We start from the raw sequence: 15,098 nt of genomic DNA, 5'->3' as shown, positions 1-15,098 counted from the left end.
TTTGCTATATTTCCTGTTTTGATGTAGGTGGTTTTATGGTTATGGCCTGGTTCCCCATTTGCTCCCATGCTTCTACAAAGTCATCAAATGGAGCTTTCTGCTTTTTATCCAATGGGTCATTGAAGTATATATAATCTTCATCATATCCGGTTACCAGCACCGAATGCTCATTCATTGTAATTTCGACCGGTCCTTTGGAAGTGTACCAGGTTTCGAAAGCCGACTCTGGGAGTTTTTTGTATTTAGCATTGATAATGACCACAACAGGTTGCTCCTGGTTTAAAGCCCTGAGAACGCTGTAAAAGGATTCGCCACTAAGATTTTGTACTCTCTCCTTGCCGACATACTTTTCTGCCAAATCAGCAAGTGGCTCGTTATAAACACCGTATCCTGGTTCATTAAACGTGTACATATTCCCCACAAATCCTATATGGGGATTTCCGAAATGGATTTTCCCATTCTCTTCTCTATAACGAGAAGGGTCTCTTGTGATTTCTTTGGCGAGGGTCATCTTATTAGCATCAATCCCATAATATTGCAAAAGCATCGTTAACGATGTGACTTCACAGCCGCGGGGCAGTTCAGGTAACTGAAGGACGTGCGGCGCTTTTATGTTCATGGATGATTGGATCTCCACCTCCTCAACGAAAGGGGAAAGAGAGATTTCCTCGTGTGCTGATACAGCAACAGCATTTACTTTGTCTGAACCTTGCCGGCTTGCTTCCGGTCCAGAAGGCCATGTTTGTTTATATTCAGAAATGGTTACCATAACAAGTACCAGAGCTGTTATGAAAAATAACCGGCTGTAGGCTGCAGCTGTTTTTTTAAAGGATGGAAATGATTTTTTTGTCTTCCATAAAAGAATACTCATAAAAAAACAAAAAAGAACAAGAAAATTGAACAAGATGAACCCTCCTCTCCCTTATCTTATGGAAGGTTTGGCTGCTTACGTGATGGATTTTCTGCTAATAGAGTAAAATATCACCATCAGCTTCGTTCCTGTAAGGATTTATAGTATTGTCCTTTATCAACATAGGTCTGCCGTACCCGGTCCATCTCTTTTATATCTTTATCGGTTAATTCACGAATAACTTTAGCCGGGCTGCCAAACGCCATTGTACGAGGAGGGATTTTCTTGCCGGGTGTAACCAGACTTCCGGCACCAATAAAGGCTCCCTCTCCAATTTCGGCGCCATCCAGAATTTTGGCACCCATTCCAATGAGGGCATGCTTACGTATTATAGCTGAATGAAGAAGTACCTGATGTCCTACCGTTACCCCATCCTCTATAATCAGTGGAAGGTCAGGACTCTGATGAAGCATACATTGATCCTGAATATTGGTATTCTGACCAATTTTTACGGAAGAGACATCGCCACGAATAACCGTCTTAAACCAAATGCTTGCGTATTTTTCGATGGTTACATCTCCTGTAATCACAGCATCATCGGCGATAAAAGCTGAAGGATCAATCTTTGGGTTCCATCCTTTATATTCATCAATCATATGTACAATCCTCCCTGTAAAAAGTATGTTACTATAAGTATATCAAATGAACAGGAGGCATTGTTCTTGAAGAGAATTCAAGAATCAAGCAAAGGTACCATTGTTCTTGTCCATGGCGCGTTTGAGCATGCAGGGCGCTATGAATGGCTGGCGGATAAATGGGAAGAAGCCGGCTTCAATGTGATTTGCAACGATTTGCCCGGTCAAGGCAGAACAGATGGATTAAGAGGTCATATTGATTCATTTGATGAGTACATTGAGGCCATATCCGGCTGGCTGAATGAGGCAAAAACCTATCGGAAGCCTGTATTTCTGTTTGGACACAGTATGGGGGGCCTTGCAGTAATCCGAATGCTGGAAGAAACAAGACCGGACCTTAATGGGGTGATTTTATCCTCACCTGGTTTGGGCTTCGCATCGAGACCACCTAAGTGGATTTTGTTTTTTACAAGGATGCTGGAAAAAAGAATACCCAAGTTTCAGGTTAAGCTCAATCTCCACCCTTTTATGTCTACCAGAAATACTCGTTTGCATGATCGGAATAGGGAGGATCCTTTATTTTTGAAGAAGGTCTCCATCCGCTGGTATCATGAGTTTGAACGTGCGATTGCACAGGCTTTCCAAAAGGTCAGCCAATACCCGGAAATCCCTACTTTAGTTTTGCAGGCGGGGAAGGATCTAATTATACAGGCGCAGGAAGTTCAACGCTGGTTTAAAAAACTTCCGATTCAAAATAAAAAGTATATGGAATGGCATGGTCTGTTTCATGAACTCTTTAATGAGCCGGAAAGAGACGATGTTTTTCAGTTCACACAATCATTTGTAAACAAAAAGATTGAATAAGACAATGGAGGATGTACGTTGAAAGACAATATACCAACAAAGCCATTACCCTTAATGGTTACAGTCTATCGAAAAATATTCCCGGATGTGAACAAAGAGTTAGATGCATGGAAACAAATAGCGAAAGAAATCCCTGATCAGGAGCTACGTACACAGGCTCTGGCAAGTATTGAATCTAAAACCTTTCATTGTGAAGGCGGAGGGATTTATGCTTTGTTAGCAAGTGAAAAACGTCCGGAGGCTATTCAATTTATCGTCGCATACCAGACAATCAGCGATTATCTGGATAATTTATGTGATCGCAGTACGTCACTTGACCCGCAGGATTTTGAATGGCTGCATCAGTCCATGCTTGATGCATTATCTCCCGGTGAAGAGGTTAAGAATTATTATGCGTATCGCGAGGAACAAAACGACGGCGGTTATTTACCAGAATTGGTGCGCACCTGTCAGAATATACTGGGCAAAATTGAGAATTACAACGAGCTTAGCCCCTACCTGATTCATTTGGCATCCTTATATCGTGATTTGCAGGTACACAAGCATGTTAAAAAGGAAGAACGTGTTTCCAGATTAACCAACTGGTTCCATTCGCATCAGGATCAATGTCCGGACCTTACCTGGTATGAATTTTCTGCTTGTACCGGATCAACATTAGGGGTTTTCTGTCTTGTATCCTATGGTTTAAGTGGTAAATCTTCTGCAGAGCTGGCAGATATCATTTTTTCCGGTTATTTTCCTTATTTGCAGGGTCTTCACATTATGCTTGATTATTATATTGATCAAAAAGAGGATGCAAATGAGGGTGATCTTAATTTTTGCAGCTTTTATTCAAATGAGCAGGAATTAGAAACCCGGTTCATGTACATTTTTAATCAGACTGGAGAGCATTTGCATTCGATTCCGAATAAAGCCTTCCATCAAATGGTACAGAAAGGCTTGGTGGGATTGTATTTAGCCGATAAAAAAGTAGAGCAATTAAAAGATGGAAGCCGGTTCGTCAAAAACTTTTTAAAGGTTGCTGGTTCAAAAGCAAAGTTCTTTTATGTAAATACGAAGCTTTATCATAAAATTAAGCCCGCTTTGTTACGAAGATAACATTAGCGGGCTTTTCTCTTCTCAATAGCTAGCAGAAACGGGGGGTTATTCTTCTGATTAATAAAACTGTATTCCAGCACACTGAACTCTTTCTGATCCAGCTGCTTGACCATTTCTAACAATTCCTCTTTCTCTTTGTCTCCTCCTTGATGTCCATAATAAACGACTAAAACAATGAGTTTCCCTTCTCTTAAATTTTCCAGCAGCTGCTGTATGGCAGGGATTGTCGACTCGGGCATGGTAATGACCGATTTATCACTGCCGGGCAGGTATCCTAAATTAAAAATGGCCCCACCGATATTTTTGTGCATATGTGTTTTTAAATGTCTGTCCAGCTGACTGTGACTATCATGAATGAGAGTGGCGTGTTCAATGTGGTGCTCCTGAAGACGATGACGCGTATTCTGAATCGCCTGCTCTTGTATATCAAAGGCTAATACATGACCTGTCTCTCCGACGAGGTTGGCAAGAAGCAGGGTATCGTTCCCGTTTCCTGCTGTGGCATCGACAACGATATCTCCTTTTTCCACTGACTGTTTTAGTAATTCATGTGAGAATTGAAGGGCTTGTTTGACCATTTTCTAATGCTCCTGTTCTTATTGTTTTCATCATTTATTTTAGCATTCTTTCCAGAAAAGAGAAAAGTTGGCTATTGATCTGCGGTATAGATGTACAATACTGGTTTACATTAAGAATGAGGTGATGCTGATGGCAACCCGCGACTCCATGGAACAACTCATCACAGAGATTAAAGACAAAATCGATACAGCAAAAAAGGAACTGGATGAGACCAACCGCAATGGGTATGACGTGGACAGCGAATATACCAATGCCCAAACGAATTTAGAACAGGCGGAAGCAGAGATTGAGCATATGAAGTTAAGTGCCAATCATCAGCAGAGAGAACAGTTGCACAGGTTACACCTCCAGGTTTCCCAAGTATTGAATGATATGTATTTAGATCAAGTCGACCTTAATGAATACAGCTAAGAAGATTGATCGGAAGTGCAAGCGGCACTTCCGATTTTTTTCATATATTCAACTTTACATCACCTTTGTCATAGTGTACTATTTAACTAGTACAATTTTTACAAAGGGGCGTTCGATATGAATAGGCGTGCTTTTATGGGAGCTTGGAGAAAAGAATGGAAAATGATGAAGCATTCTTTTGCTTTTATTTTATTTATTGCCATGTTACTGGTGATTGGAATGTTTGGAGTAACAACAGAGCTTGAATCAGGCTTTACCAGTCTTGGTGTTGGTGTGTTTATGTTTCCGGCTTATTTTTTGCTTAGTTTAAATACGGAAGCTCTTCAGATGCAGCAGTTTTTACATATGAATAAATCTTTACATAACGTCATTTTGGCTAAATTTTTGAATGGGTTGTTATTGACTGTTTCCTATGCTTTTGTAATGGGGATCATTCTCTTTATCATAAATCAGATAAATGGTCAGATTCCTGCAGCTGAATTTGTAATTAATTTGATTTTACTTGTGACGAATATTCTCTTGCTTACTGTTTTTCCTACAATGATTATTTTCCTTGTTTGGAGTCTTTATCACGTTGTTCGGAAATTTCATACAGCCATCGGAATTATTGCCATTATTCTGTTTTTATACGTTTTTAATGAAGGGTTTCGAGCATTTGATGATACAGCCTTATATGATGCTTTAACCAACTGGGGAACAGTAACCTGGGAAACCGGCTTTCCTGTCGTTGATTTTGGTACCTATTCCGCATTCCCTCTTACTTCGAGTGGCGATATTCAATTTCAGTCAGGTACGATTTTGTTTTATGCGTTTTTGTGTCTAATCTTTTACCTGATATCCATGTACCTTCTTGAACGTAAAGTGGAGGTGTAGCCATGGGGATAGATTTTAAACCGGATAAGCCCATTTATCAGCAAATTATGGACCGGATTTCCAGTGAAATTATTCGTGGGGAGCGTCAGGCTGGGGATAAGTTGACATCTGTAAGGGAATATGCGGTGGAAGTAGGAGTGAATGCAAATACAATACAAAGGGTGTATCGAGAATTAGAGCAAATGGAAATCGTTGAGAGCAGAAGAGGACAGGGAACATTTATTACTGAAAAGCAGGAACGGCTTCATCAGTTGAGGGAAGACATGAAAAGGCAATACATTCAATCTTTTATCTCTGATATGCAAGGAATGGGATTTTCAGTTCATGAGATGATTGATGGGATACGCCAATCCAGTGAGGGGGAGGATAACAATGATTAAGTTTGATGCCGTCTATAAAAAGTACTTCCTAAACGTTGCCATAAAGGATTTTAGTATTACTTTAGAAAAAGGAAATATCATAGGCATTATAGGTGAAAACGGGAGCGGGAAATCAACTCTGTTACGACTAATCGCTGGTCTTCTCAATCCCAGTAAAGGAAATATTACAGTAGATGGTGAACATGTATCAAGGGAAATACGTGAAAAGATTGCCTATTTAACGGATCAGGATTATTATTTTCCTTACTTTACGATTCGCGAATTAATGAATTATTATCATAGTCAATTTTCTGACTTTAACATCACAAAAGCAGAGAACATGATTGACTTTTTACAGCTTGATCCAGGTACAAAAATCGGACATTTATCCAAAGGCAATCGGGGCAGGGTGAAGTTTTTAATGACCATATCCCGTAACGCACCGTATATTATTATGGATGAACCTTTTAGTGGACTGGATCCAATGGTACGTGCTTCGATTATTAAAGGATTAATTCAATTTGTTGATTTGTCAAGGCAGACCGTTATCTTAACTACCCATGAATTAAAGGAAGTGGAATCTGTTTTGGATGAAGCAGTGGTGTTAAAGGCAGGAAGGCTCTTAGCCAAAAGTTCAGTTGAACAAATAAGAGAAGAATTAAACATGAGTGTTCTTGAGTGGATGGAGCATCTGTATCAGGAGGAGAAGAGACTGAAGGCTTAAGGCTTTTGCCTGATTTTTTGCCGATTCTTGACAATTTTTCTCTCCTTCATTACAATTATCATACATATAAGTAACCACGGGAAAATGACGATGAGAAGGAATAGTAATGAATGGTCAAGAATCCAGAGAGACAGCGGCTGGTGTGAGCTGTCCTTGATGTTCATGAACTCGCCTTTAAAGTTGCAGATATGAACATCATAGTAGTATCTGACGTGAGCTCGCGTTAAGAGCATCAAGTGAACACTGCTATGTGTTAATTTGGGTGGTACCGCGGGAATACAACTCTCGTCCCATGTTTGACTGGGATGGGGGTTTTTTATATTCACAGATATACATAAAGAGAAGGAAAACTAGATAGGAGGAAAAGAGTATGGCATTCGATCACAGAAGGATTGAAAAGAAATGGCAAACCTACTGGGAGGACAACAAAACCTTTAAAACCAATACAGAAAGTGAAAAAGAGAAGTTCTATGCCATGGATATGTTTCCGTATCCATCAGGCTCTGGCCTGCATGTTGGTCATCCTGAAGGGTATACCGCTACGGATATACTTTCCCGGATGAAACGCATGCAGGGGTATGAAGTGCTTCATCCGATGGGCTGGGATGCTTTTGGTCTCCCTGCTGAGCAATACGCACTTGATACAGGAAACGATCCGAAAGAATTCACGGATCAGAACATCGAAACCTTTAAACGGCAAATTAAGTCTTTAGGTTTTTCGTATGATTGGGATCGTGAAATCAATACAACGGATCCTGATTATTACAAGTGGACCCAGTGGATTTTTCTTAAACTTTATGAAAAAGGTCTCGCTTATATTGATGAAGTAGCGGTAAACTGGTGTCCTGCACTGGGAACCGTTCTTGCAAATGAAGAAGTGATTGATGGAAAAAGTGAACGAGGGGGCCACCCTGTCGTTCGTAAACCGATGAAACAATGGATGCTGAAAATTACCGAGTATGCCGATCGTCTGCTTGAAGACTTGGAAGACCTTGACTGGCCGGAAAGCATTAAAGACATGCAGCGCAATTGGATTGGCCGATCAGAAGGAGCACAGATTACGTTTTCGGTAAAAGATTCAGAGGAAACATTTGAAGCATTTACCACTCGTCCTGATACGTTATTTGGTGCAACTTATGCTGTGTTTGCACCTGAGCATCCACTGGTTGAAAAAATAGTCACACGTGAACAAAAAGAAGCTGTCGACAGCTATTTAAAAGAAATTGAGACCAAAAGTGATTTGGAGCGAACAGACCTGGCCAAGGATAAAACCGGTGTATTTACAGGTGCTTATGCAGTGAATCCTATTAATGGTGAACAAATGCCAATCTGGATTGCAGATTATGTATTAATGTCTTATGGTACTGGCGCTATAATGGCTGTTCCAGCACACGATGAGCGGGACTACGAGTTTGCGAAAAAATTTGATCTTCCTATTAAAGAAGTTGTGGAAGGCGGTAATATTGAAAAAGAAGCCTATACAGAAGATGGGAAGCACATTAATTCCGACTTCCTGAACGGTCTGGAAAAGGAAGAAGCGATTGAAAAGGCTATTGAATGGGTTACGGATCATGGACATGGTGAAAGAAAAGTAACCTATCGTCTGCGTGACTGGTTGTTCAGCCGCCAGCGTTACTGGGGTGAGCCGATTCCAATTATTCACTGGGAGGATGGCACCCTGGAACCATGGCCTGAAGATAAACTTCCTCTTGAGCTTCCTGAAGCAGATGAAATCAAACCATCAGGAACAGGGGAGTCACCTCTTGCCAATATTAAAGATTGGGTTGAGATAACGGATCCTGCCACCGGCAAAAAAGGACGTCTCGAAACAAATACAATGCCACAATGGGCCGGCAGCTGCTGGTATTATCTGCGCTATATTGATCCGGACAACAGTGACCAGCTTGCTGATCCGGAAAAACTGAAAAAATGGCTGCCTGTTGATATTTATATAGGGGGTGCAGAACACGCTGTACTTCACCTGCTATATGCAAGATTCTGGCACAAGGTCCTGTATGATATTGGTGTTGTACCGACAAAAGAACCATTCCAGAAGCTCTTTAACCAGGGAATGATTCTTGGAGAAAATCACGAAAAGATGAGTAAATCCAAAGGGAATGTTGTAAACCCTGATGATATTGTAACGACTCATGGTGCCGACACGCTCCGTCTCTATGAAATGTTTATGGGACCTCTGGATGCAGATGTGGCTTGGAGCGCCAATGGATTAGATGGTTCACGTCGCTTCCTTGAACGTGTGTGGCGATTGTTTGTTGATGATAATGGAGAGCTTAGGGAAACGGTTAAGGATGAACCAAATGATGATCTTATCCGTGTTTATCACGAAACGGTCAAAAAGGTGACAGAAAACTTTGAAGGGCTGCGGTTTAACACAGGTATTTCACAAATGATGGTATTCATTAATGATGGATATAAAGCACCGCATATTCCTAAAGAATACGCAGAAGGATTTGTAAAGCTTTTATCACCAGTGGCCCCACATCTTGCTGAAGAGCTATGGTCCATCCTGGGTCATGAAGAAACCATCAGTTATGAACCATGGCCACAATTTGATGAATCCAAGCTCGTAGAAAATGAAGTAGAAATCCCTGTTCAAGTAATGGGGAAAGTAAGAGCAAAAATGATGATACCGAAAGATGCATCGAAAGAAGACATGGAAAAACTGGCGCTTGAAAATGAACGTGTTCAGGAGTGGATAGAAGGAAAAACGGTTCGAAAGGTTATTGCCGTACCAGGGAAATTGGTCAATATTGTAGCGAATTAAACATATATAAGATAAGAAAAGGATAGACTTTTACTCTCTCTATCCCTTTCCTTTTGACTTTTTAAAAGGAGGATTTAAAAATGGCTGATGAAATAAAAGAAATCACCCCTGAGGAAGTAGAGGAAACCTTACATACAGACAACTACACTGTTATCGATGTAAGAGAAGATGAGGAAGTTCAGCAGGGAATGATTGAAGGAGCAAAACATATCCCTCTGCAACAGATACCTGAATCGCTTGACCAGTTAGATAAAAATGAAGAATATGTGCTTGTATGCCGTTCAGGCCGAAGAAGCTACAATGCATCTCAATATTTACAGGAACAAGGGTATAAAGTACGAAATATGACCGGTGGCATGTTAAATTGGAAAGGTGAAGTCACCTTTTAAACCTTAAAAAAATCCTCAGAATAATGATCTGAGGATTTTTTTATTACGTTCCTGACAAGTTCGACGAAAGAACCCCCACTGATGGAAGCGAGAACCCTCCGAAAATTAAAGTTTCGCTTCTTGATATAGGCTCCCGTTAGATAGATGGTAAAAAGTGGACTGTTTAAATGTATTGATAAAAAATCATACACATGGTATATTTATTTCTGCCGTTGAAAAAGGGCATTTAAATCATCAAATTGTTACTGGGTTTTAGTTGTTTGTGATAGAATAGTAATTGCAAATAATACTTGTATTATGTATAAATGCTAATAATAGCTGATTGAAGTTAATCTTGACTTTCATTGGTTCATGTGTTACATTTAAATATGTTGCATTTGAAGCGACAATGCTTTATAAATTAGCTGTTGAAATTAATCACAAAGCATGTTATATTATTATCTGTCGCTTTAAACGGCGAACAAAACAAACTAAAAAAGTTATTGACTTTCAGTTGATAACTTGATATACTAATTAAGTTGCTTTAAAGGCAACTGACTTCGAACTTTGAAAACTGAACAAAACAACCAGTACGTCAATTCGCTATTTAAATAGCATTTTGAATATGAGCATTATGGATTTTAACATCCAAACTTATTGGAGAGTTTGATCCTGGCTCAGGACGAACGCTGGCGGCGTGCCTAATACATGCAAGTCGAGCGCGTGAAACAAGTTGATTCCTTCGGGATGAAACTTGTGGAACGAGCGGCGGACGGGTGAGTAACACGTGGGCAACCTGCCTGTAAGATCGGGATAACTCCGGGAAACCGGGGCTAATACCGGATAACACCTCCGACCGCATGGTCGGAAGTTGAAAGACGGCTTTTATGCTGTCACTTACAGATGGGCCCGCGGCGCATTAGCTAGTTGGTGAGGTAAGAGCTCACCAAGGCAACGATGCGTAGCCGACCTGAGAGGGTGATCGGCCACACTGGGACTGAGACACGGCCCAGACTCCTACGGGAGGCAGCAGTAGGGAATCTTCCGCAATGGACGAAAGTCTGACGGAGCAACGCCGCGTGAGTGATGAAGGTCTTCGGATCGTAAAGCTCTGTTGTCAGGGAAGAACAAGTACAAGAGGAACTGCTTGTACCTTGACGGTACCTGACCAGAAAGCCACGGCTAACTACGTGCCAGCAGCCGCGGTAATACGTAGGTGGCAAGCGTTGTCCGGAATTATTGGGCGTAAAGCGCGCGCAGGCGGTTTCTTAAGTCTGATGTGAAAGCCCACGGCTTAACCGTGGAGGGTCATTGGAAACTGGGAGGCTTGAGTGCAGGAGAGGAGAGTGGAATTCCACGTGTAGCGGTGAAATGCGTAGATATGTGGAGGAACACCAGTGGCGAAGGCGACTCTCTGGCCTGTAACTGACGCTGAGGCGCGAAAGCGTGGGGAGCGAACAGGATTAGATACCCTGGTAGTCCACGCCGTAAACGTTGAGTGCTAGGTGTTAGGGGGTTTCCGCCCCTTAGTGCTGAAGTTAACGCATTAAGCACTCCGCCTGGGGAGTACGGCCGCAAGGCTGAAACTCAAAGGAATTGACGGGGGCCCGCACAAGCGGTGGAGCATGTGGTTTAATTCGAAGCAACGCGAAGAACCTTACCAGGTCTTGACATCCTCTGCTACCTCTAGAGATAGAGGGTTCCCTTCGGGGACAGAGTGACAGGTGGTGCATGGTTGTCGTCAGCTCGTGTCGTGAGATGTTGGGTTAAGTCCCGCAACGAGCGCAACCCTTGACCTTAGTTGCCAGCATTTAGTTGGGCACTCTAGGGTGACTGCCGGTGACAAACCGGAGGAAGGTGGGGATGACGTCAAATCATCATGCCCCTTATGACCTGGGCTACACACGTGCTACAATGGATGGTACAAAGGGCAGCGAAGCCGCGAGGTGAAGCTAATCCCATAAAACCATTCTCAGTTCGGATTGCAGGCTGCAACTCGCCTGTATGAAGCCGGAATCGCTAGTAATCGCGGATCAGCATGCCGCGGTGAATACGTTCCCGGGCCTTGTACACACCGCCCGTCACACCACGAGAGTTGGCAACACCCGAAGTCGGTGGGGTAACCTTTTGGAGCCAGCCGCCTAAGGTGGGGCCAATGATTGGGGTGAAGTCGTAACAAGGTAGCCGTATCGGAAGGTGCGGCTGGATCACCTCCTTTCTAAGGAAGATAAGGTCACTTCGTGACCAAAAAAGAGCGTACTCGGTTGTTTTGTTTAGTTTTGAAGGATCGAAGGATTCTTCAGAGGAACTTCTGCTAAATTCGTCACGTCCTGTGACAACGCAGAAGCCTGCACGTCCATGTGCAATGAGCACCTTGAAAACTAGATAAGAAAGCAATCAAGAGCAGACAACGGACAATGATGTCCGTGTGCGTTATAAGTTAAGTGAATAAGAGCGCACGGTGAATGCCTTGGCACTAGGAGCCGATGAAGGACGGGACAAACACCGATATGCTTCGGGGAGCTGTAAGTAAGCTTTGATCCGGAGATTTCCGAATGGGGAAACCCGCTGTCCGTAATGGGGCAGTATCCTTATCTGAATCCATAGGGTAAGGAAGGTAACCCGGGGAACTGAAACATCTCAGTACCCGGAGGAAGAGAAAGCAAACGCGATTTCCTAAGTAGCGGCGAGCGAACGGGAAACAGCCCAAACCAGAAGGCTTGCCTTCTGGGGTTGTAGGACACTCCATACGGAGTTACCAAGAAATCAGGTAGATGAAACGGTCTGGAAAGACCTGCCGAAGAAGGTAACAGCCCTGTAATTCAAACCTGGTTTCCTCCGGAGTGGATCCTGAGTACGGCGGAACACGTGAAATTCCGTCGGAATCCGGGAGGACCATCTCCCAAGGCTAAATACTCCCTAGTGACCGATAGCGAACCAGTACCGTGAGGGAAAGGTGAAAAGCACCCCGGGAGGGGAGTGAAAGAGAACCTGAAACCGTGTGCTTACAAGTAGTTGGAGCCCGTTAATGGGTGACAGCGTGCCTTTTGTAGAATGAACCGGCGAGTTTCGATCTCATGCAAGGTTAAGCAGAAGATGTGGAGCCGCAGCGAAAGCGAGTCTGAACAGGGCATATGAGTATGAGGTCGCAGACCCGAAACCGTGTGACCTACCCATGTCCAGGGTGAAGGTAAGGTAACACTTACTGGAGGCCCGAACCCACGTACGTTGAAAAGTGCGGGGATGAGGTGTGGGTAGCGGTGAAATGCCAATCGAACACGGAGATAGCTGGTTCTCTCCGAAATAGCTTTAGGGCTAGCCTCAAGAATCGAGTTTTGGAGGTAGAGCACTGATTGGACTAGGGGCCCTCATCGGGTTACCGAATTCAGTCAAACTCCGAATGCCAACAACTTGAGCTTGGGAGTCAGACTATGGGTGATAAGGTTCATAGTCGAGAGGGAAACAGCCCAGACCGCCAGCTAAGGTCCCTAAGTATACGTTAAGTGGAAAAGGATGTGGAGTTGCTTAGACAACCAGGATGTTGGCTTAGAAGCAGCCATCATTTAAAGAGTGCGTAATAGCTCACTGGTCGAGTGACTCTGCGCCGAAAATATACCGGGGCTAAACGTATCACCGAAGCTGCGGATTGTACCGTTGGTACAATGGTAGGAGAGCGTTCTAAGCGCAGCGAAGTCCGATCGGAAGAACGGGTGGAGCGCTTAGAAGTGAGAATGCCGGTATGAGTAGCGAAAGACAAGTGAGAATCTTGTCCACCGAAAGCCTAAGGTTTCCTGAGGAAGGCTCGTCCGCTCAGGGTTAGTCGGGACCTAAGCCGAGGCCGAAAGGCGTAGGCGATGGAAAACAGGTTGACATTCCTGTACCACCTTTCATCCGTTTGAGCAATGGGGTGACGCAGGAGGATAGGGAAGCGTGCTGATGGATATGCACGTCCAAGCAGTGAGAGTGATGAGCAGGCAAATCCGCTCATCGTAAGCTCGGGCTGTGATGGGGAGGGAAATAGAGTACCGAAGTTCCTGATTTCACACTGCCAAGAAAAGCCTCTCGTGAGGATGAGGGTGCCCGTACCGCAAACCGACACAGGTAGGCGAGGAGAGAATCCTAAGGTGAGCGGGATAACTCTCGTTAAGGAACTCGGCAAAATGACCCCGTAACTTCGGGAGAAGGGGTGCTCGTTCAGGCTTCGGTCTGGATGAGCCGCAGTGAAAAGGCCCAAGCGACTGTTTATCAAAAACACAGGTCTCTGCGAAGCCGAAAGGCGAAGTATAGGGGCTGACACCTGCCCGGTGCTGGAAGGTTAAGAGGATGAGTTAGCCCTTCGGGCGAAGCTCTGAATCGAAGCCCCAGTAAACGGCGGCCGTAACTATAACGGTCCTAAGGTAGCGAAATTCCTTGTCGGGTAAGTTCCGACCCGCACGAAAGGTGCAACGACTTGGGCACTGTCTCAACGAGAGACCCGGTGAAATTATACTATGCGTGAAGATGCGCATTACCCGCGACAGGACGGAAAGACCCCGTGGAGCTTTACTGTAGCCTGATATTGAATGTTGGTACAGCTTGTACAGGATAGGTGGGAGCCATCGAAACCGGAGCGCTAGCTTCGGTGGAGGCGCCGGTGGGATACCACCCTGGCTGTACGGACATTCTAACCCAGAACCGTGATCCGGTTCGGAGACAGTGTCAGGTGGGCAGTTTGACTGGGGCGGTCGCCTCCTAAAGAGTAACGGAGGCGCCCAAAGGTTCCCTCAGAATGGTTGGAAATCATTCGCAGAGTGTAAAGGCAGAAGGGAGCTTGACTGCGAGACCTACAAGTCGAGCAGGGACGAAAGTCGGGCTTAGTGATCCGGCGGTACCGAATGGAAGGGCCGTCGCTCAACGGATAAAAGCTACCCCGGGGATAACAGGCTTATCTCCCCCAAGAGTCCACATCGACGGGGAGGTTTGGCACCTCGATGTCGGCTCATCGCATCCTGGGGCTGTAGTCGGTCCCAAGGGTTGGGCTGTTCGCCCATTAAAGCGGTACGCGAGCTGGGTTCAGAACGTCGTGAGACAGTTCGGTCCCTATCCGTCGTGGGCGTTGGAAATTTGAGAGGAGCTGTCCTTAGTACGAGAGGACCGGGATGGACACACCGCTGGTGTACCAGTTGTTCCGCCAGGAGCACGGCTGGGTAGCTACGTGTGGAAGGGATAAGTGCTGAAAGCATCTAAGCATGAAGCCCCCCTCAAGATGAGATTTCCCATCATTTTAAATGAGTAAGATTCCTCAGAGACGATGAGGTAGATAGGTCCGAGGTGGAAGCGTGGTGACACGTGCAGCTGACGGATACTAATCAATCGAGGACTTAACTTATACGAAAAGCGCAGGCGACTGTTCAGGTCATGCGGGATAAGACGAAGACATGGAGTGGCATGGTTTTGGCCACGGAATGGCTTTGGCTTATATCCGCCTTGACCTAGGAGCCGGAGCTGGACAATACGAAAAGCGTAGACGGACTACTAGCCAATAACTGCTTACATGATTGCCTTTCTTATCT

At 44.4% G+C, this 15,098-nt stretch carries 11 protein-coding genes, 2 rRNA genes and 1 other annotated feature; of the genes, 10 read left to right on the top strand and 3 right to left on the bottom strand.

Annotation, left to right across the window (positions count from 1 at the left end; genetic code table 11):
* Window positions 1-4 precede the first annotated feature (4 nt).
* Together ACZ5OK_RS13045 and ACZ5OK_RS13040 are read right to left on the bottom strand one after the other, a co-directional pair.
* On the bottom strand, window positions 5-904 hold the full coding sequence (locus ACZ5OK_RS13045; RefSeq protein ID WP_343842723.1) for a C39 family peptidase: 900 nt from the start codon (window positions 902-904) through the stop codon (window positions 5-7).
* Between the two features lie 83 nt (window positions 905-987).
* The gene (locus ACZ5OK_RS13040; RefSeq protein WP_343842725.1) at window positions 988-1,506 is read right to left on the bottom strand and encodes a gamma carbonic anhydrase; all 519 of its coding nucleotides are present in this window, start codon (window positions 1,504-1,506) and stop codon (window positions 988-990) included.
* A 66-nt stretch (window positions 1,507-1,572) separates the two neighbouring features.
* Here ACZ5OK_RS13040 and ACZ5OK_RS13035 point away from each other — a divergent pair, with 66 nt between their 5' ends.
* Together ACZ5OK_RS13035 and ACZ5OK_RS13030 are read left to right on the top strand one after the other, a co-directional pair.
* Complete coding sequence (locus ACZ5OK_RS13035) at window positions 1,573-2,349, top strand: alpha/beta hydrolase (RefSeq protein ID WP_343842726.1); 777 nt, start codon at window positions 1,573-1,575, stop codon at window positions 2,347-2,349.
* A gap of 18 nt (window positions 2,350-2,367) precedes the next feature.
* Complete coding sequence (locus ACZ5OK_RS13030) at window positions 2,368-3,447, top strand: tetraprenyl-beta-curcumene synthase family protein (protein ID WP_343842728.1); 1,080 nt, start codon at window positions 2,368-2,370, stop codon at window positions 3,445-3,447.
* Between the two features lie 2 nt (window positions 3,448-3,449).
* Here ACZ5OK_RS13030 and mnmM read toward each other — a convergent pair whose 3' ends face one another.
* Complete coding sequence (mnmM, locus tag ACZ5OK_RS13025; protein ID WP_343842730.1) at window positions 3,450-4,025, bottom strand: tRNA 5-(aminomethyl)-2-thiouridylate-methyltransferase MnmM; 576 nt, start codon at window positions 4,023-4,025, stop codon at window positions 3,450-3,452.
* A gap of 124 nt (window positions 4,026-4,149) precedes the next feature.
* Between mnmM and ACZ5OK_RS13020 the strand changes: the two genes are divergently transcribed.
* The 8 genes from ACZ5OK_RS13020 (at window position 4,150) to ACZ5OK_RS12985 (ending at window position 14,914) form a co-directional block, all read left to right on the top strand.
* Window positions 4,150-4,437, top strand: a complete 288-nt coding sequence (locus ACZ5OK_RS13020; RefSeq protein WP_464758197.1) for a DUF2524 family protein — start codon at window positions 4,150-4,152, stop codon at window positions 4,435-4,437.
* Between the two features lie 117 nt (window positions 4,438-4,554).
* The gene (locus ACZ5OK_RS13015) at window positions 4,555-5,310 is read left to right on the top strand and encodes a hypothetical protein (protein WP_343842733.1); all 756 of its coding nucleotides are present in this window, start codon (window positions 4,555-4,557) and stop codon (window positions 5,308-5,310) included.
* Between the two features lie 2 nt (window positions 5,311-5,312).
* Window positions 5,313-5,690, top strand: coding sequence for a GntR family transcriptional regulator (locus ACZ5OK_RS13010; protein WP_343842735.1), 378 nt, complete (start codon window positions 5,313-5,315; stop codon window positions 5,688-5,690).
* The gene (locus tag ACZ5OK_RS13005) at window positions 5,683-6,393 is read left to right on the top strand and encodes an ABC transporter ATP-binding protein (protein ID WP_343842736.1); all 711 of its coding nucleotides are present in this window, start codon (window positions 5,683-5,685) and stop codon (window positions 6,391-6,393) included. The genes ACZ5OK_RS13010 and ACZ5OK_RS13005 overlap by 8 nt, the downstream gene beginning before the upstream one ends.
* Window positions 6,394-6,474: 81 nt before the next feature.
* Window positions 6,475-6,689, top strand: a binding site (T-box leader).
* A 74-nt stretch (window positions 6,690-6,763) separates the two neighbouring features.
* Complete coding sequence (leuS, locus tag ACZ5OK_RS13000; protein ID WP_343842739.1) at window positions 6,764-9,178, top strand: leucine--tRNA ligase; 2,415 nt, start codon at window positions 6,764-6,766, stop codon at window positions 9,176-9,178.
* Window positions 9,179-9,258: 80 nt separating this feature from the next.
* Window positions 9,259-9,567: a rhodanese-like domain-containing protein gene (locus ACZ5OK_RS12995; protein WP_343842741.1), complete on the top strand. Its 309-nt coding sequence runs from the start codon at window positions 9,259-9,261 to the stop codon at window positions 9,565-9,567.
* A gap of 633 nt (window positions 9,568-10,200) precedes the next feature.
* A 16S ribosomal RNA gene (locus tag ACZ5OK_RS12990) occupies window positions 10,201-11,764 on the top strand.
* Window positions 11,765-11,984: 220 nt separating this feature from the next.
* Window positions 11,985-14,914, top strand: a 23S ribosomal RNA gene (locus tag ACZ5OK_RS12985).
* The 16S and 23S rRNA genes sit together here, the layout of an rRNA operon.
* Window positions 14,915-15,098 lie beyond the last annotated feature (184 nt).

Source organism: Salinibacillus aidingensis, from assembly GCF_055393355.1.
The sequence above is the reverse complement of the archived record's forward strand: the minus strand, read 5'-3'. Positions and strand labels throughout refer to the sequence as shown.